Below are 16,533 nucleotides of genomic sequence, written 5' to 3'. Positions count from 1 at the left end.
CCCTCGCCGCCAACCGTAAGCGTCGCCGCTATGCGGAGGCTCTCAGAGGCTCGAGAGCGGCCAGGATGAGGTCGAGGCCGAAGATGAACTCCTCCGCCGGGTCATAGCCGGCAGCGACGAGTCCCAAGGCGGACTCGTTGAGGAAGGGGAACTGATCAGGAGGAAGCTGAGGCAGGTAGACGTCCTCGGTCATGTCCGCGAGTTCGTCGGCGGTGTCGAACGGCAGGCTGGCTTCCTGCAGGGCGTGACCGTAGACATAGCTGTTGAGCAACCAGTTGGCGTGTGTCGCCATCAAGACTGAGAACCCGGCCTTTCGCAGGCAGGCGGTGACCGCTTCGCGGTGGCGAAGGTTCGCGGGCCCGGGCCTGGTCCGCGACTCCATAAGGGCGATCGCCCAGGGATGGCGGGCGAGAACCCGTCGTGTGGATACCGCCTCCCGTCGCATCGCCGACTGCCAGTCGGCTTCTTCGAGCGGGGGTTCGATCTCCTGGAACACGATGTCGATCATGGCGTCCAGCAGGTCGTCCTTGCTTGCCACGTAGTGGTAAAGCGACATAGCGCCCGCGCCGAGTGCGCCGGCCAGGCGGCGCATGCTCAAGCCGTCGACCCCCTCGCGGTCGGCGAGCCGCACCGCCTCGGACACCACCCGCTGCTTGCTCAGCCCCGCGTCTGATGCCACCGGGCGTTGTTCCTTCGCAGACACAGGTCTCCTCGCTGGCTAGAACCGCTTGACAAGCGTACAGCGTACGGCGATAGTACATCGTACGACGTACGGTGTACGAGCAGCGAGGGTCGCGGCTCGGTGTGAGGAGGCTTCTGTGGGAATCGAACAGCAATTGAATGCGGGAGAACACCTGGCGACCATGCGGGCCGTCGTCCAGCACCGCTACGGCCCGCCCTCAGTGCTCGCGTTGTCCGAGGTCGCGATCCCGGTTCCGGGTTCAGGCGGTGTGCTCGTCCGGGTGAGCGCGGCCTCGGTGCATCCTGGCGACTACTTCGTCATGACCGGGAAGCCGTACATGGTGCGTCTGGTCTTCGGGCTCCGCCGGCCACGCCACGGCATCCCCGGCATGGACCTCGCCGGCGTCGTGGCGGCGGTCGGAAGCGATGTCACCGCTCTCCGCCCCGGCGACGAGGTGTTCGGATGGAGCACCGCTGGAGCGCTCGCGGAGTACGCCTGCGTCCCGGCGGACAACCTGGTGCCGGTGCCCGCCAACGTGTCGGTCGTCCAGGGGGCAGCGGTGCCCACGTCGGCCATGACGGCGCTGCAGGCGTTGCGCAAGATCGCGAACGTCCAGCCAGGCCAGACGGTGCTGGTCACGGGCGCGTCCGGCGGCGTGGGCTCCTTCGCCGTCCAGATCGCCAAGGCTTTCGGCGCCGAGGTGACCGGTGTGTGCAGCACCCGCAACGTCGACTTGGTCCGATCGCTCGGCGCCGACCACGTCGTCGACTACACGAGGACCGACTTCACCCGGAGCGAGAAGCGCTACGACGTCATCCTCGACAACGTGGAAGCCCAGCCCCTCGCGGCTGTCCGCCGAGCGCTGACGCTCACCGGCATCCTGATCCCCAACAGTGGACGAGGTGGCCGCTGGCTCGGCCCCATCCGTCGGATCGTCAAAGCGCGCCTGCTGTCCGGGTTCACCCGTCAGCGACTGAAGCCCTTCACGTCGATCGGGAAGCGTCAGGACCTGCTCGCCCTGGCCGACCTGCTCACGACGGGGCAGGTCAGGGCGGTCATCGATCGCACCTGCGCCCTCGATGAAGCTGCCGACGCCCTCCGCTACGTCGCGGCGGGCCACACCCAAGGGAAGGTCGTGATCACCGTCTGACGAGCAGACCGACGAGAACGCCCATTTGTGCGTACGGACCACAGACCTTCCCCCACTCCGGGGCACGGACCGCTCCTGAAGGAAGAAGAACCGATGACCACCCGAACAAGCACCCCGAAACTGCTCGACAACCCGCCGATCCCCGTCCAGGCCAAGCTCGCGGCAGCCTGGACCAGCCTCATGTTCCTCATCATCTACATCGACTATTTCCACCTCTATCAGCCCGGCGAAATCGACGACATCCGGGGTGGCATCATCTTCGAGTTCGACATCAGCGGCACATTGATGTCCATCTTCTTCGTGATCATCGCGGTCCCGGCCTTGATGGTGATGCTCTCCATGACGCTGCCCGCCCGGGTGAACCGCGTCACGAACCTCGTCATTGGATTGCTGTACATCCCCGCCGTCGGGATGAACTTCCTGGGGGCGCTCCCGGACTATGCCTTCTATTACGCCCTCACCATCGGAGTCGAGGTGCTGATCCTGGCCTTCATCCTGCGCTCCGCCTGGACGTGGCCTCGCACCGTCGCCGTTCCCGCCGGTGTTGCGACGGCCGACCTTCGACAGGGCCTTCGACAGTAGGTATCCGTTGGAGCTCTACGGCCTGAAACCGCCTCGCTGCGCAGCGGACCTGCTCGTGAAAGAAAGACCGCGCAACTGCTCGCAATCCGCCCGTCAAGCGACCGCAACCAAGGAGTATGAGATGACATCCCCGAAGAACACCGCCACCGCCCCAGCCCGCAGTGGGTTCGCTCAAGGACGGCTCGTCGGTGCCGCGGCGATCGGGTTCGCGCTGTTGTGGGTGAGCGAGAACGCGTTGTTCGCGGCAACGGTCCCGCCGACCTACGGTGCGCCGATCGAAGAAGTGCTGGCCTACTACGCGGCCAACCGCAATACGGTCGCGATCGTGTCCGGTCTGGTGGCCCTGTACCTGCCGCTGCTGCTCGTGTTCGTGACCGGCCTGCACGGCCTGGTGGAGCGACGCGGAGGAGCGGGCGCGGACTGGTCGCGCCTCGCCATGGCCGCTGGCGCGACGCTGTCGGCCATCTTCGTGCTTTTCAACGTGACCCAGATCGGGCTCTCGCTCTTCGCCGGCGGGCTGGACGAGCCGGCGCCCGCTTTCGAGCTCGTCTGGCAGATTCACGCGGCGGCGTTCGGGCTGGCGCTGCCGATGATCGGCACCACCTGCATCGGCGGGGCCCTCGCCGCGCACGCGAGCGGGCTGACTCCGGCGTGGCAGCGCTTGCTGGGTCTGGGGGGCGGGAGCCTGCTGCTGGCCGCGGGGCTCGGCAATCTCGCGATCGCCGACGGCTCGGCGCTGATCTTCGTTGGGCTCCTGGGGTTCGCCGCCTGGCTCGTCTGGCTGCTCGTGACCGGCATGCGCCTTATCCGATCGTGACCAAGATAGGGCGGCGGAGTAGGCGCTGGATGGGGCCGAGCGTTATCCGCGCGTCGACCGAACCTCTTGTACCGGCTCGGGCGGGGTGCGAGCCTCAGCCCCGTGCCAGATGAGCGACCGGGCGCGTCCGTAAGCCCATCGACCTGCGCGACAACGATGCCGCGTTCAAACGACCGGCTTGCCGGCGCAGTGATGAAATCGCAACGGCGCCGCGTCCATTAGCCGGATCGATGTCTACTCATGCAAAAGCGACCCCGACGTAGGCTGTCCCTGACATGAAAGACAGCGATGCGGGTGTTCGGTACGTCCCGCTTGATCCCGACGCGGCCCGTACCGAGCCCGCCAAACGTCTGCCGTTTGACCTTTCCACACTGTCCGTGACAGGTCTGGTCATCATCTGTGAGATCGATGACCCGCCCCCGGGGAACTCCAGGCCAACCATGAGCATGAAAATGACTCAATTTCTACGGCTGTCGGATGAATCGATGATTCGCCTCGACATGGATCGCGGAGTCAACACCTTCAAGTACGGGTACACCGAACCGGTCTCGTGGAAACGAACTTCGGCAGATGTCATCTCAGAAGTGCTAACGCTGGTGCAAGGTGATGAGCCCGACCCCGGGGTCTTTCCCTGGGAAGAATACTCGCAGGCCGCAAAGCTGCGCGGAATCTCAGTTGAGGCCGAGACGCTGCGGGACCTCCCGCACACGGTGCTGTTCTCAGATGAACTCGCCACGATCTTCGAATTCTGAACGACGCCCATCCCGCGGACAACAAATTGGCCGGCTCTCAGAGGTCATCCACTAATGGGCACTGCGCGGGAGCGCCCCTGGCGGGCAGGCATGACCTGGTCCGACTGGCATGGGCTTACGGACGCGTCCGCCAGTCGCTCATCTGGCGATCGAGTTCCGACACGACGACACGTGGGTCTGAGAGGGGGATGTCGTGCGCAGCACCCTTCACGGTGAGCAGGGTGCTCCCGGGTAGAGCTGACGAGGTCAGACCGGCAGAGTCGTGCATCAACTTCCTCTCCCGTGCCCCCACGAGGATGCTGGCGGAGCCCGGGTAGTCGCTCCATGTTGTGGGAAGTGTGAATCGAATGTTCTCACCGACGCTGGCCAGGAGGGTTTCGCGTGAGGTCGTCGCGCTGTCGCGCAGGTATTCAGCCCAAAGGTCCTTCGGGATGCCGAGTTGGCGGGCTTGAGCTTCGGCGAACCATCGCTGACGGGAGAGTGGTGCAGCCAGTGCCAGCAGACCGAGCGTGGGACCGGGGAGTGGTGCGGGTTTGGTTTCTGCGCTGATTATCGTGGCGCTCCGTACGAGGTCGGGTACCTCCGACGCGAGCAAGATCGTGAGTTGTGCTCCTAGTGAGAACCCGACGACGTGCGCTCCCTGCGGGGCGTGACGTTCAATGACCACGCGCAATTCTTCGACCGTGGCCTTATGCGAAACGTACGGATGGGAAGCACTGCGGCCGAATCCGGGGAGGTCGGGAACGATCGTTTTCACTGCAGAATTCAGCAGCGCACGTGTGGGTGACCACATCCACCCGCTGACACCGGCTCCATGGATCATCAGCACCGGTTCGTCGCCATCGCCCACGTCTATGTACATCAGGCCATCATCCCGCGAGCGGATCCTCATCGTGTGGCGTCAGTAGCGCGGCACGACGCTGGGCCTATGGATGGAATACAGATTGGATACGCCAGGGTCTCGACCACGGATCAGGACCTCACCGCTCAACGCGACGCACTGCTGCGTTTGGGCGTTCAGGACGCGCACATCTACGTCGACCACGGTATGACCGGCGCGAATCGCGCCCGACCGGGATTGCGGGAGGCGCTTGCCGCGGTGCGAAGCGGAGACACCCTCGTCGTAACGAAACTCGACCGGCTCGCCCGGTCGCTGAGAGATGCGCGCGAGATCGCGGATGAGCTGACGTCGAAAGGCGTCGCACTCAGCCTCGGCGGGAACCGATACGATCCCACCGATCCCGTTGGTCGACTGCTGTTCAACGTGCTCGCCATGGTGGCGGAGTTCGAGCGGGACCTGATCAGCATGCGCACCCGGGAGGGGATGGCGGTCGCCCGCGCCAAAGGGAGGCTGAAGGGAAAACAGCCGAAGCTGTCGAAGACGCAGCGCGGCCTGCTGTTCGAGGTGCACGATCGAGGCGAGTACACCCAGACCGAGATCGCGGAACTGTTCAGCGTCTCGCGCGCCACCGTTTACCGCGAGCTTCTGCATCGCCGTGAGAAGTTCCTCGCATCCTGCGAAGCGCACATCTTCTAGCGCCCTTGGAGCCGCGGTCGCCCAACTCGAGCGTCCGACCCGACACGGCCGCGGCCCGCTGGGAGATCCTCCTGCGTGCGGCCTCGAGAGGTCAGCGACGGACGTGAACTCCCTGCCATCAAACAAGGTCGGCGCCGATGCATGATCGTTTGGTCGGCGAATCGTGAATGAATGCGGTCGGCCAACCCGCTCCCGAAGGGCACGGATGGGTGGTGCTGGTCGGCGTGGATTCGTGGCGCGGCGTACTATTCGCGCGTACCGATCTTGGAGGATGCTTCCGCTGCCTGCACTGATCGGGCGGTCCCTTCCACCGATGGGTCGGGGGACGTACGGTGTGCGCATGGGATTCGAGGGCGCAGCGGTCGATTACGACCGCTTCATGGGTCGCTATTCCGAGCTGTTGAGCTCCCCATTTTCGGATTTTGCGGGTGTCCAGCAGGGTCAGCGCGTGCTCGATGTGGGGTGCGGGCCCGGGGCGCTGACAGCTGAGCTCGTCGCTCGACTGGGAGCGGCGGCCGTCACCGGAGTCGAGCCCTCAGTCTCGTACTCAGCGGCGGCGCGGGAGCGCTTTCCGGGAGCACGAATCGAGATGGCGGCTGCGGGCGATCTTCCCTTCGAAGATGCCGAGTTCGACGTCGCGTTGGCGCAACTGGTGGTCCACTTCATGAGCGACCCGGTGCACGACCTTCGGGAAGTGGCGCGGGTGGTCCGCCCCGGCGGCGTGGTTGCAGCGTGCGTATGGGACCACGCCGGGGGTACCAGTCCGCTTAGTCAATTCTGGGAGGTGCTCAGCACGGTCGATCCGGACGCGCCGTCCGAATCCGAGCGCCCGGGTACTCGACGGGGACAGCTCGGCCGCTACCTGGCTGCGGCCGGGCTCCGTGAGATCGCCGAGACCGTATTGACGGTGCGCGTGCTTCATCCGACCTTCGAAGACTGGTGGCAACCCTACGAGCGCGGCGTGGGTCCGGTCGGGGCGTACATCGCGTCGCTTGACGACGCGGGACGGCTGCGATTGCAACACACGCTTCGGTCCGAGATGCCGCCCGCCCCGTTCGAAGTCACGGGGTCAGCGTGGACAGCGCGGGGGACTGTGCCCGCGTAGCCGTAGAGGCGCAACTCAGGATGCCCTGCAGGCGGGACCCTGGATTCTCTGGAGAGCGCAGATCCCGTCCTCCCGAGGGTCAACGGCGTAACCACGGAGGTGCAATTGCCGGTCCTCCTACGCCCCGTCAATTTGGCGCAGAAGACGGTCGAGGTCGTCCAACTCTTGTCGGATCTCTACCATGGCCGCCGGCGTGAATCTCGGTACCTGCAGATGGAGGATGGCGTCGGCCGCTATCTCGCTGACGCCGAAAGCTTCGGCGACCGCTGACCTTGCTGCCGCGGCATCACCGTCGACGCTGGCGCAGACGTGCAGCAGCTCACCAGTGCGCTCGAGGACGGTGACGTAATCGCGGAGAATCTGTCGGCGCGTTAGCAGATTGTTGCGGTCTTGGTTCATGGGCTCCCCGTAGCGAGCTACGGGCATCCGTCACCGCGACGCTGATTGACGGGTTCAAGCACCGTTACTCAGCCCTAGTCGTGCCCGCATGGGATCCGCTTGCGCATCGAGAAGCAGCCCCGGCTATCGGTAGATCGAGTGCAGCCTCATCAGTCGAGGACTGCCGATCCACTAGCTACGAGTTCCTCGAGAAGACGAAAGCCCGGACGGTCCACGGCTGCGTGCCGTGCGGAAAGCACGGCCACACCGATGCGGGCTTCCCTGTCGATACCGATCCAGCTACTGAACCCCCCAGTCGCGCCGTTGTGCCACGTGATTGTGCGGCTGCGGTACGGCATAGTAATCCATGCGGCGCCGATCCGGACCCTTGAGGAGAAATCTGCAACGGGTTCGAGCGCGGTGACACCCGGAGCAGTGTGATCCAGGATCGATCGCAGGAGGTCTCCTATGGTGCCTATGTTTGCCCGGATGCCGCCTGCCGGAGCCAGAGCCTCGCCGACCCACGGCTGGACCAGGCGGCCAAGCCGGGAGGTTCCCCGGAGGTCTGCGTCATCAAGGTCGTCCTGACGCGACGGCGTCGAATACCCGGGGCCAAAGACCTCACGGAGGAGTCGGCCGTACTTTCGCCCGTCAGCACTCGCGGTCGCGTGCCCGAGAAGTTGAAACCCGAGGTTTGAGTACCGAGGTCGCGTCGACCCTACGCGTACGTCCCGCGTCTGCTCGAGGAGCTCAGCGAGGGTCTCGCCGTACGGATTCTCCCCGCGGATCGAGAACGCCAGACTGCGACGTAGAACGGGCATCCCGGGCGCCAGGCGTGGGAGGCCAGATCCGTGGACGGCCAGCGAGCCGAGGGGCACCGCGGCGACGGGTCCGAACCCGTTCAGAGGAAGCAAATCCCCCAGCGTCGTCTTCGGCGAAACTACGCCGCGCTGAAGCGCGTCGGAATACAGCATGCCGGTGAGCGCCTTCGAGACCGACCCGATCTCGAAGGTGTCTTTCACCTCGGTCCCCGCAGTTGCAACGAAGACCCGCTGCGGAGAAGCGACCGCGATCGCCACCGGCCACGATGGCCGGAGTACCCGATTAGCCGGGCGGAGCAACTCCGCGTCCCCTGTCCACTCCCATGGCTGCATGAGATCCTCCTCGGGGCGCTCCGCACGCCCGTATATGCCAAGAGCCTGTCAACATACGTTGACGCGTCCTCTTCGCTGAACGTAGTGCATGAAGGTCTATTGCGTCAACATTCATTGACGAGTCGCGTTGGTGCGCCCATCAGGACATCGATGGGCGGCTGCGCCGCCAGCCCTACTGCTTGCCGGATTTACGATGCACGGCCTGCTTTGTCACGCCGAGACACTCCGCTATTGCCTCCCACGACAGGCCAGCCTGGCGGGCGCTGCGGACGAGACCAGCTTCGGTGCGGGCGACCTCGCCCCGGAGCTGGGTGACGGCCCGTAGTGCGGCGGCCGGACCCTTGCCAGACAGGGAATCGACGAGCCCATAGAGTTTCTCCGCGGTCATCTGTCAAAGATAGTTGACGGATATCCGCAGACGGCGAAGAGCTTCACGTCAGGATTTGTTACCCAGCGCGAAGTGTCGACAAGTCGAAGCCCGACCACCCTCCGCATTTGCAGCGATGCATGAATGGATCCCTCAGCGGGCACTGAACGATCCGAAGGTGACGCGGGCGCACGTTGGCTCGATGCGTTTCGACCGGCCTCTCGCCTCGATGTTGCACGCCTTCTCACCGAAAACGATCGTTAGCGGTGGGCTGACCGACGTCGACCGCCCGGTGCGCACTAAAGCTAAATCGCTTCGAGGCGGTGTTCTGCTATCACTCTGTGGCGGCGCCGAAGTCGCCCAGGCGAACCGCTTCCGGGCGTTGCTGAACAGCGATAGAGGTCTCAGATGTCTGTGATCCGCTTGAGCGCCGCGATATGTGAAGTGAGGGCGACGCGACCTTCCTCTGTGAGGGAGAGCCATGTCTTCATGTAGCGGCCGGAGCGCTGTTTATCGATCAGGAGGTAGCCGACTTCAGACAGTCGGGTGAGTTGTCGCGAAAGCTCGGCATCGTTCGTCTCGATTGCATCCCGAATGGCGGCGAACTCGGCCTCCCCCACGCGGGAGAGAGCGGCGAGGACCGAGAGGCGGAGAGGCGAGAGGAGCTCCTTGTCGAGCTCGGATCGTGGGTGTGTCATGAGCGGACCGCTCGGCTCCCTGTGATGACGAAGGCGACCGGCGGGATTGCGCACAGGATCGCCGTGGGGATCCAGAAGCCCCACACATGGGGGAAGAGAAGCATGCCGATGACGATCGTCGCGGCAAAGAGCAGCCCCCAGCAGCCGATGGTGAGAACGTAGCGTCGAGAGAACGCACGGTCACGTGCTCGTGCGGTTGCTCCGACGAGCGAAACCGGAACGGTTGCAGCGACGATCGCGGCGGTGCCGGCGATGATCGCCCCGATCGACGGAACCAGCCCGATGATGAGCAGCCCGAAGGCGGTTGCAGCGGACAGGCTCACCATAGCGACACGCATCGCGTAGACGTCCTTGCTCATCTTTGCGGCAAGCCGGTCGGTTTGCGCAAGCGTGGCGGCGGCGTCCTGCGGGTCTACTTCATGGGAACTCATGCGTCGCTTCCTTGCTGTGTGGACGTTGCAGTTGCAAGCATGGCATCTAGTTGGCATACACGCAAGTAGATGCGGAGAGCGAAACTGGGACTAGCCGAACACACTGAGGCCACCCAGGGGCTGCCGAAAACGATCGTTTTCGGCGGGCTTACCATCCGGCACGATAGGCGCGCGACACGCCGTTGGATCGGGCCACCGAAAACCCCCACCGAAACGGCGGTCCGCCGAAACGCTCCTCAGACGTTTTCGGCGCGCTCTCGCCGTCGCTACGTTTGGTCCGGCTTCCATCCCGGATCCCTATGCGGGCGATGCCCGGTGACCGGGCGTCGTCGTGCGGTAACGAAACCGAGGGAGATCGCGACAGGGCTCCGGCGCAACCCCGACGGCACACCGATCGTAGGATGCGCGATCGAATCCTCGCCCGATCGGATGCCCCCGGGGGGGAGGAGCCCGTCCCGTTCGATCGTCGCCCGTGGCTCCTATGCGTGGAAGGGGAGGACCACGCGGATGGGGCTATTGCCGTGCGTTCTGGCAGGATGGCGCCGTGCCGAACACGCAACAGCCCTGCAGCGCCGCGGGTTGTGTGGCGCCCGCTGTCTATCGGACCCGGACGAAGCCGGCATACTGCCTGCACCACGTCGACGACATCTTCCGCAGAGGTGGCCTCGAGCCGATCGGCACCTTCGGTAAGCCGGACAAGATGCGGCGTTGCCGCTGCCTTACGTGTGACGTCGAGGTCGACTACCGCATGGTGACGGTCGAGGAACGCACGCGCCTCAAGGCCACCACATGCGACGCCTGCAGGTGGCGAGCGTGGGCGGAGATGGCGAGGGCCACGGCGGGTGCCTACGCGAACACCGCTCCGAACGATCTCGACGCTGTCGCGAAGTTCGCCGGCGATCATTCATTCCTCTATCTCGGCCCACTCACCGACCCGTCACTGCCAGACGACCCGCACCTCACCGAGTGCGAGCAGTGCGGCGTGCGCAGCGTGCAACGCGTCGGAGACATGGGCTTCTTCTGCGGATGCACGAAGAGCCGCACACGCACGGCGGCGCCGGGGAAGAAGCTGTTCAAGGACTCAGGCTCAACGGCACTTGACTGGTGGGCCGAGGACAACGACCCAGTCCTGCTCGCGACAGCGACCATGAGGGCCAACCGCGAAGCGGGTTGGGTCTGTCCCGAAGGACACCGCTTCACCGCCCCGATACGGACCATGAGCGAGACTCCGGGATGCGGCGAGTGTGCCGACGAGCGCCGACTTGCTGACATGGTGCGCATCCAGGCCATTGCGCACTTGACCATCTCGCAGGTGCCGGAACTTGCGGAGTCCTGGGATGATCCGGAGCACGACCCGGCCGAGGTGATGGTCCTGGAGGATCGCCCGCTCGTCGGGAACGGGTTCCGCTGGAAGTGCCCAGCCGGACATCACCCGCGCCTGTCGATCTCTCACTGGTACCTCTCGGGATGCGACCACTGTGTCGCCGCTAAAACGCGAAGTTCGAAGGCCGGCGTCGTGCAACTCGAACCAGAGATCGCGAACCAGTACGCCGAGAACAACTCGACGCCGCTCGAAAAGGTCACACCAGGATCAGCCAGGCCACGATGGTGGAAGGACCCCGTTTGCGGACACGAGTGGGAAGCCTCTCCGCGGGAGCGGATGCAGCAGCCCGTCTGGCGCTGTCCGATCTGCCGTACGCGAACGAACTCCTTCGCATGGAACTATCCGGCGCTAGCTGAAGAGTGGGCGGACACCAACCCGGTGGCGCCATTCCATGTTCTACCGACAGGGCGGATGTCATTCACACCGGAATGGGTGTGCGCAGAGAACCCGGCACATCGCTGGTCCGCACCGCTCGCTTCGCGAGTCGCCGGTGCGGGCTGCCCGGAGTGTCGATTGTCCGGGAAATCGAAGATGGAGGCGCTCTATCTGGATGCTGCCGCGGCCATCTTCGGCGAGGCGCTCTCCGGACGCGCAGTCCGTCACGCGGCGTTCAAGCGTCGAGGGAGCTGGACAGTGGACATTCTGGTCGGTGACGTCGCAATCGAGTACGACGGGTCATATTGGCACGCCGGCAAAGTGACCCTCGACACGGACAAGTCCCTCGATCTGCTCGCAGCTGGACTCAGAGTCATACGTTTGCGCGAGCATCCGCTGCCTCCGCTGCAGATCAGCGATCCGTCGTACGCCGAGTTCACGGTCTACGCCTCGGCGCCGGATCCGTCGGGGGTGATGCAGCAGGTCGCCGCTCGTATTGATGCGTCGGAGGTCAGTCGACAGTAGTTCGGGACGGCGGGGCCGCGGTGACCCGATACGGACAGATGGCAACACCTACCCGTACAGCAGAGGAATCGCACCCCAAAGCGGATCCCTTTGCGGGCGACGTGCGTTATTGGCGCGGTGAGCGTGCACTCTCACGACGTCGCGCCTCGGCAAGCGCGGATATATGAGATTCGCCGCGACGTTTGCAGCCGGATCCCCCGCGCACTGCGAACCACCGGCCTCAGCCCGAGTGGGAGTCTCCCCTTCGGCGGTGGCTTTCGGTCGTTCTCGGTTGGCCGTTTGAAGACCTTCTCCGCGTCAGCCTCGGGTCTAGCGGCGGGGGCTTCACTTCGCGGGGCCGCGTCGGTCCGTCTCAGTAACCTATGCCCATGGCATCTTTCGCTGAGCGCATGGGGCATCGCGCCACAAGAAGCGTGATCCAGACGGATTCGCTCGATGAAGACACCCGGACTGAGTTATGGAATGTGCTCCACATCCTGCAGAACGCGCTCGACCGCGCCGAACGGGCTGGGAGCAAGACTCAAGAGGAACTGGTCAGCGCCCTGTGGCGATGGCAGTTCAAGAATCCCGCCGACGAGGAGCCGCCCGACTACCAGGTGTGGAGGATCGTCAAGGCATCGATCATCCAGGGCGAGTGGTTCGACGTGCTGGACCTTATCGAAGAGATCGTGCGCTACACCCAGAGGTCCGAGGACTTCCACACTTCGAAGGCCGCTTCCGCCGTGGCCGAGGCGATGAACGGGCAGTTCGAGAACTACCTCGTCGGGTTCCGGTTCATCGGCGGCAAGATCAGTCCCCTCGATTCGACTGCCGAAGCCGATGCGGTGGTCACGGCGCAGACCGACGCCCATGCAATCGCTGGCGCTCGGCATGCCCTCGACCGGGCCGTCGAACACCTTGCCGACCGCCAGAATCCTGACTATGCGAACTCGATGAAGGAGTCGATCTCGGCGGTCGAGGCTGTCGTCAAGAAGATCACCGGGGAACACACCCTGGGGGCTGGTTTGAGCAAACTCGAAGCCGCCGGTCTGACCATCCATCCGGCGCTCAAGGGCGCTTGGTCGAAGATGTACGGCTGGACTTCTGACGGCTCGGGCATCCGTCATGGCGACATTGACGCGGCAGACGCCGACCAGGCGCTCGCCAAGTACATGCTCGTCACCTGCTCAGCGTTCGTGTCGTACCTGATCGAGCAAGGCCGCAAGAAAGGCCTGCTCAAGTAGTCGCTACGGGTGACCGTGTGGCCACTCAACTACGAGTGTGTCGCGGGGATCCCTGCCGAGTGGCCCGCCGGATCGCTCGGCAGTCCATCGCCTGACGAGTGACGCTCGCGCGTCGGCCGATCGGCGCGCGAGCCGGTCCTTGTGCGGGCGTTCATACATCGTGAATGCCGGGCCGCACCGTGCCTGTGGGTTCTTGCGCAGGTGAGGCGCTGGACCCCGGGCGGTGGGCCTATTCGAGGTGCGGGTCAGATCGGCAGGGCCATCTCGCCGTGTCCCATGGCGATCAGAAACGACAGCACCGAGAGCGCGATCGACACCGGCACCATCGTGTAGCGCTCCGGCTTGCTGCGGGAGATCGCGTTCATGAGGATCCCGAGCACCGAGTACGCGAAGATCACCCACATCGCGATCTGGGAGAACAGGTCCGGGAAAATGCTGTTCGCGCCCACGCGGTCCCACGCCACAACCGCCATGAGCCCGTATATCAGGATGGAAACGACGCTCCCGATGCGCTTGCGGGCAGGCAGCACGCGGTCTTGCCCGCCCCACGCGAAGTGTCCAAACGGTGCCCCGAGTGCTAGTGCGATCTGGAACAGGGCCAGCAGCGCAAGGATCAACGTGAAGAGGAGGGCGAAGGGCACCCTGTCAAGTTAGCGGAACGCACTGCACCGTCGCGCAGCTGGATCTCCCGTTCCCCGCCCGAGGTGAGACTGGACACACTCACGCTGCCGTCCCTCGCTTATACCACCGCCTGGCGGCAAGCCCGGAAGTCGGTCCACAAGCGCGCGCGGGAGCCGGGCGCTTCGGGCATGGTCATGTCGGAGGGTTAGGCGAGAATCGCTGCGTGAGCTTCAGAACGGCAGACGGCGCCTCGTACCAAGGCCGAGACTCTTCCGGGCACGAGCGCTTCAGCGTCTCGATTCCGTACGACGACCATGGCTACTTCGGACGGGAGTGCCCGGCCTGCGATCAGATCTTTCGCATGAACGGCGAGGACTACGATGCTCTCCCCGACGACCTGCTTCTGACGTGCCCCTACTGCGGTCATCGCGAAGAGCACAACGAGTTCATGACTACCCAGCAACGCGACCGCGTGATACGCGTCGCGCAAGACGCGGCGATGCAGTTGGTGTCAGACGCCCTCAACAAGAGCTTCGGCTCCATGGCGCGTTCGACCCGGAATAGCCGCTTCGTTAAGGTCACTTATCGATCGAAGCCGTTCTATCCCCAGCCGCTTCCCGGTATCGACGAAGAGCGACTCGTGCGGGCACGGACGTGTCTCGATTGCGGTGTGCGCTACGCCGTCTTCGGGGAGCATCGGTTTTGCCCGGTCAGTGGAGCGCTCGGCGCATCCGTCGTGGCAGAGGACGCCTTTGCTGCCGAGCGGGTAAAGCTGGTCGCGCTCGACGACATTCCTACCGAACAGCGAGCTGTGCTTCGCGAACAGGGTGTCTACGACCGGATCGCGGTTGACACGCTTGGACGTGTGGTCGGGATCGTGGAAGCATTCGCGTGCTCCGAGTATCGCCGGCGCGTGCCGGATGCCGCCGCGTCATTGAAGGGCAGGGGTAACGTCTTCCAGCGGCTCGATGACCTGGCCGATCTGTTCGGTCCACTCGGCAGCGACCCGCGCGACGTCCCGGGTATCGATTGGGCGGCGCTCAAGCGCCTCTGGGCCGCTCGCCACGCGCACATCCACGCGGACGGCCGCGTGGATGAGAAGTACCTTCGCGCTGTTCCCGACTCACCCCTCAAGCTCGGCCAACGAATCGTCGTCTCGCCGCAGGATGCGCGGAGCGCCATCGAACTGGCCGCCACGCTTTGCGCCGCGATCGACGATCGAGTTGACCGGTGAACGCTATCGCGAATCCCTCCGCGCAGCAGACTCAGACCGCCGCGAACCTCTCGCTGATGCTCCGGCGCACGAACAATGGTGCTTCGGTCGTCGATTAGAGAGCGCTACCAGGTTCCCTCGACACCCCGTGCTCCCTCATGCGTCCTCTAGACTCCACGGTCCAAGCCGCCATTGCGGCACCAAGCACTGAAGTCGGGAGCCCGCATGACTACGCCTCTCACCGCCCAGTTCATCGCTAGCATCAAGCGCCAGCCGATCACCGTAGAGCACAAGGGACGGAGGCTCGCGCTCAGCAGGGCCGACGGCAGGCCAGGAGGCTTGATCGCGGTGGACCTCGTCGTGCGCGAGAGTGAGAAGGTGGTCGGCTACATCTCGGCCTACGGCGAGTACGAGAACGGCGCGATCCCGGCGCGACTACTAGGCGCCGGCGCAGCCCCATTGATTGTGCGTACCCTCGAGGCTGCCCTCGATGAGATTCTGCGTTGAGATGAAGGACTGTATCGCAGCGAAGATCGAGAGCCCGCTTCGCCGCCTGCACCCAAGCACGCTCGGCGCCCGAAACGCGGTCCTGATGCGGGCGATTGCTCGCGGTCGATTAGCGCTCATCGATGTCGACCAGCCACCCGGCGAGTGATCGAGTCTTCCGTTCGCCGGGGGCATCGCTGATGCTGTTGCTTTCTGGTTGTGGCGGGGCTACCCCTTCTGATGACGGCAGCCGCACGCCGCGGGCGGGCTCCAGCGTGGTCGTGCCGGGTAGGGGAACGATCTCAGTCACGTACCGCGACGGTTGCGAGCCAACGAACACCCCGCCGCCCAGTTCACGGCGCACCATCGGCCACTCCTCGCCGTCAGGGGGCATGACGGCGTCCGGTGGAGCGCCGTGGCCAGGACGACGCAACGACCGACGCGCCTCGACCTCATGCGTGACCGCGCGCACGGCGGTAACGCGACCGCGCACTCGATCGTCGAATTCTTCTTCGTGGTGCGACTCGACCGCGTCCACCGTGGCTATCAGTGCCGAACCGAGCAGTTCGACCAATGATGGATCCGGGGTTCGTGTGGTGACGCCGAAATCGACATCGTCGCCCACCGCGAAGGCGTCACCGCAGCACGCCCACTCCCACTCCGTCAGCCACACGCGGGTCATGCAGCCCACAGTAGCCAGGATGGCGAATCCCATCTGCAGCGGCCCGAAGATGAGTCGTCTTGCGTACGGCTGTCAGCGTCAAGCGGTTAGGGGCTGACCTTCTTCTGCGCCCGGCATGCTGGACTCTTCGGCGAGTGAGTCGAGTGAGAGGTCGAGCGCGGATGCGACTGCGGTGACAGTGGCGAAGGAAGGGGTGACCAAGCGGCCGGTCTCGATCTTCCGCAGTGTCTCGGGCGAGATCCTTGCCATGGACGCAACTTCGAGGATCGAGCGGCTCCCTCGCGCCTGCCGCAGAAGAGCGCCTAGGCGCCGGCCACGCTCGATATCCTCCGGGGTGTGTGGCAAGCGAACCATCATGAGGTCGAGCATAT

At 64.8% G+C, this 16,533-nt stretch carries 20 protein-coding genes; 10 read left to right on the top strand and 10 right to left on the bottom strand.

Annotation, left to right across the window (positions count from 1 at the left end):
* Positions 1–28 precede the first annotated feature (28 nt).
* A complete protein-coding gene (locus tag QNO11_RS11410) occupies positions 29–703 on the bottom strand; it encodes a TetR/AcrR family transcriptional regulator (RefSeq protein ID WP_257508162.1) in 675 nt (224 codons plus the stop codon).
* A gap of 115 nt (positions 704–818) precedes the next feature.
* Between QNO11_RS11410 and QNO11_RS11405 the strand changes: the two genes are divergently transcribed.
* The 4 genes from QNO11_RS11405 (at position 819) to QNO11_RS11390 (ending at position 3,983) form a co-directional block, all read left to right on the top strand.
* Positions 819–1,832, top strand: a complete 1,014-nt coding sequence (locus QNO11_RS11405; RefSeq protein ID WP_257508163.1) for an NAD(P)-dependent alcohol dehydrogenase — start codon at positions 819–821, stop codon at positions 1,830–1,832.
* A gap of 93 nt (positions 1,833–1,925) precedes the next feature.
* Entirely contained in the window at positions 1,926–2,414 is a 489-nt protein-coding gene (locus tag QNO11_RS11400; RefSeq protein ID WP_257508164.1) for a DUF6326 family protein, read from the top strand.
* 121 nt (positions 2,415–2,535) lie between these two features.
* Positions 2,536–3,231 (top strand): hypothetical protein, encoded by a 696-nt coding sequence (locus QNO11_RS11395; protein ID WP_257508165.1) that lies wholly within the window; start codon positions 2,536–2,538, stop codon positions 3,229–3,231.
* A 275-nt stretch (positions 3,232–3,506) separates the two neighbouring features.
* A complete protein-coding gene (locus QNO11_RS11390) occupies positions 3,507–3,983 on the top strand; it encodes a hypothetical protein (protein WP_257508166.1) in 477 nt (158 codons plus the stop codon).
* A gap of 115 nt (positions 3,984–4,098) precedes the next feature.
* On the opposite strand, the gene QNO11_RS11385 is transcribed toward QNO11_RS11390, so the two are convergent.
* On the bottom strand, positions 4,099–4,845 hold the full coding sequence (locus QNO11_RS11385) for an alpha/beta fold hydrolase (protein ID WP_257508167.1): 747 nt from the start codon (positions 4,843–4,845) through the stop codon (positions 4,099–4,101).
* Between the two features lie 66 nt (positions 4,846–4,911).
* Here QNO11_RS11385 and QNO11_RS11380 point away from each other — a divergent pair, with 66 nt between their 5' ends.
* Together QNO11_RS11380 and QNO11_RS11375 are read left to right on the top strand one after the other, a co-directional pair.
* Entirely contained in the window at positions 4,912–5,520 is a 609-nt protein-coding gene (locus tag QNO11_RS11380) for a recombinase family protein (protein ID WP_257508738.1), read from the top strand.
* Positions 5,521–5,860: 340 nt separating this feature from the next.
* On the top strand, positions 5,861–6,625 hold the full coding sequence (locus QNO11_RS11375; protein WP_257508168.1) for a class I SAM-dependent methyltransferase: 765 nt from the start codon (positions 5,861–5,863) through the stop codon (positions 6,623–6,625).
* Positions 6,626–6,742: 117 nt separating this feature from the next.
* On the opposite strand, the gene QNO11_RS11370 is transcribed toward QNO11_RS11375, so the two are convergent.
* The 5 genes from QNO11_RS11370 to QNO11_RS11350 all read right to left on the bottom strand — a co-directional run bounded on the left by QNO11_RS11370 (position 6,743) and on the right by QNO11_RS11350 (position 9,653).
* A complete protein-coding gene (locus QNO11_RS11370) occupies positions 6,743–7,024 on the bottom strand; it encodes a hypothetical protein (RefSeq protein WP_257508169.1) in 282 nt (93 codons plus the stop codon).
* A gap of 149 nt (positions 7,025–7,173) precedes the next feature.
* Positions 7,174–8,082 carry a serine hydrolase domain-containing protein gene (locus QNO11_RS11365; protein WP_257508170.1) on the bottom strand — a complete coding sequence of 303 codons (909 nt, stop codon included), beginning with the start codon at positions 8,080–8,082 and terminating at the stop codon, positions 7,174–7,176.
* Between the two features lie 247 nt (positions 8,083–8,329).
* Positions 8,330–8,545 (bottom strand): AsnC family protein, encoded by a 216-nt coding sequence (locus QNO11_RS11360; protein ID WP_257508171.1) that lies wholly within the window; start codon positions 8,543–8,545, stop codon positions 8,330–8,332.
* Between the two features lie 383 nt (positions 8,546–8,928).
* The gene (locus QNO11_RS11355) at positions 8,929–9,222 is read right to left on the bottom strand and encodes a transcriptional regulator (protein WP_257508172.1); all 294 of its coding nucleotides are present in this window, start codon (positions 9,220–9,222) and stop codon (positions 8,929–8,931) included.
* The gene (locus QNO11_RS11350; protein WP_257508173.1) at positions 9,219–9,653 is read right to left on the bottom strand and encodes a hypothetical protein; all 435 of its coding nucleotides are present in this window, start codon (positions 9,651–9,653) and stop codon (positions 9,219–9,221) included. The genes QNO11_RS11355 and QNO11_RS11350 overlap by 4 nt, the downstream gene beginning before the upstream one ends.
* Positions 9,654–10,197: 544 nt before the next feature.
* On the opposite strand from QNO11_RS11350, the gene QNO11_RS11345 reads away from it, so the two are divergent.
* Positions 10,198–11,937: a zinc-ribbon domain-containing protein gene (locus tag QNO11_RS11345; protein ID WP_257508174.1), complete on the top strand. Its 1,740-nt coding sequence runs from the start codon at positions 10,198–10,200 to the stop codon at positions 11,935–11,937.
* 368 nt (positions 11,938–12,305) lie between these two features.
* Complete coding sequence (locus QNO11_RS11340) at positions 12,306–13,160, top strand: AbiJ-NTD4 domain-containing protein (protein ID WP_257508175.1); 855 nt, start codon at positions 12,306–12,308, stop codon at positions 13,158–13,160.
* A gap of 245 nt (positions 13,161–13,405) precedes the next feature.
* On the opposite strand, the gene QNO11_RS11335 is transcribed toward QNO11_RS11340, so the two are convergent.
* Positions 13,406–13,801 carry a hypothetical protein gene (locus QNO11_RS11335; RefSeq protein WP_257508176.1) on the bottom strand — a complete coding sequence of 132 codons (396 nt, stop codon included), beginning with the start codon at positions 13,799–13,801 and terminating at the stop codon, positions 13,406–13,408.
* Positions 13,802–14,004: 203 nt separating this feature from the next.
* On the opposite strand from QNO11_RS11335, the gene QNO11_RS11330 reads away from it, so the two are divergent.
* Positions 14,005–15,015: a hypothetical protein gene (locus QNO11_RS11330; protein ID WP_257508177.1), complete on the top strand. Its 1,011-nt coding sequence runs from the start codon at positions 14,005–14,007 to the stop codon at positions 15,013–15,015.
* Positions 15,016–15,219: 204 nt separating this feature from the next.
* Entirely contained in the window at positions 15,220–15,501 is a 282-nt protein-coding gene (locus QNO11_RS11325; protein ID WP_257508178.1) for a hypothetical protein, read from the top strand.
* A 109-nt stretch (positions 15,502–15,610) separates the two neighbouring features.
* Here the strand turns inward: QNO11_RS11325 and QNO11_RS11320 are convergent, their stop codons facing one another.
* Both QNO11_RS11320 and QNO11_RS11315 read right to left on the bottom strand, forming a co-directional pair.
* Positions 15,611–16,162: a DUF6578 domain-containing protein gene (locus tag QNO11_RS11320; protein WP_285169238.1), complete on the bottom strand. Its 552-nt coding sequence runs from the start codon at positions 16,160–16,162 to the stop codon at positions 15,611–15,613.
* A gap of 78 nt (positions 16,163–16,240) precedes the next feature.
* On the bottom strand, positions 16,241–16,516 hold the full coding sequence (locus QNO11_RS11315; protein WP_257508739.1) for a helix-turn-helix domain-containing protein: 276 nt from the start codon (positions 16,514–16,516) through the stop codon (positions 16,241–16,243).
* Between the last annotated feature and the right edge of the window lie 17 nt (positions 16,517–16,533).

The sequence above is a fragment of the Microbacterium sp. zg-B96 genome, assembly GCF_030246865.1.
Classification (GTDB): domain Bacteria; phylum Actinomycetota; class Actinomycetes; order Actinomycetales; family Microbacteriaceae; genus Microbacterium.
This window is presented reverse-complemented; position numbering and strand designations above follow the sequence as displayed.

Bases quoted from the DNA above. Each gene is read 5' to 3' on its own strand.
- QNO11_RS11370 (WP_257508169.1), bottom strand. From the start codon at position 7,024: ATGAACCAAGACCGCAACAATCTGCTAACGCGCCGACAGATTCTCCGC.
- QNO11_RS11325 (WP_257508178.1), top strand. From the start codon at position 15,220: ATGACTACGCCTCTCACCGCCCAGTTCATCGCTAGCATCAAGCGCCAG.
- QNO11_RS11350 (WP_257508173.1), bottom strand. From the start codon at position 9,653: ATGAGTTCCCATGAAGTAGACCCGCAGGACGCCGCCGCCACGCTTGCG.
- QNO11_RS11395 (WP_257508165.1), top strand. From the start codon at position 2,536: ATGACATCCCCGAAGAACACCGCCACCGCCCCAGCCCGCAGTGGGTTC.
- QNO11_RS11320 (WP_285169238.1), bottom strand. From the start codon at position 16,162: ATGACCCGCGTGTGGCTGACGGAGTGGGAGTGGGCGTGCTGCGGTGAC.
- QNO11_RS11340 (WP_257508175.1), top strand. From the start codon at position 12,306: ATGGCATCTTTCGCTGAGCGCATGGGGCATCGCGCCACAAGAAGCGTG.
- QNO11_RS11400 (WP_257508164.1), top strand. From the start codon at position 1,926: ATGACCACCCGAACAAGCACCCCGAAACTGCTCGACAACCCGCCGATC.
- QNO11_RS11360 (WP_257508171.1), bottom strand. From the start codon at position 8,545: ATGACCGCGGAGAAACTCTATGGGCTCGTCGATTCCCTGTCTGGCAAG.
- QNO11_RS11380 (WP_257508738.1), top strand. From the start codon at position 4,912: ATGGATGGAATACAGATTGGATACGCCAGGGTCTCGACCACGGATCAG.
- QNO11_RS11355 (WP_257508172.1), bottom strand. From the start codon at position 9,222: ATGACACACCCACGATCCGAGCTCGACAAGGAGCTCCTCTCGCCTCTC.
- QNO11_RS11315 (WP_257508739.1), bottom strand. From the start codon at position 16,516: ATGGTTCGCTTGCCACACACCCCGGAGGATATCGAGCGTGGCCGGCGC.
- QNO11_RS11375 (WP_257508168.1), top strand. From the start codon at position 5,861: ATGGGATTCGAGGGCGCAGCGGTCGATTACGACCGCTTCATGGGTCGC.
- QNO11_RS11390 (WP_257508166.1), top strand. From the start codon at position 3,507: ATGAAAGACAGCGATGCGGGTGTTCGGTACGTCCCGCTTGATCCCGAC.
- QNO11_RS11385 (WP_257508167.1), bottom strand. From the start codon at position 4,845: ATGTACATAGACGTGGGCGATGGCGACGAACCGGTGCTGATGATCCAT.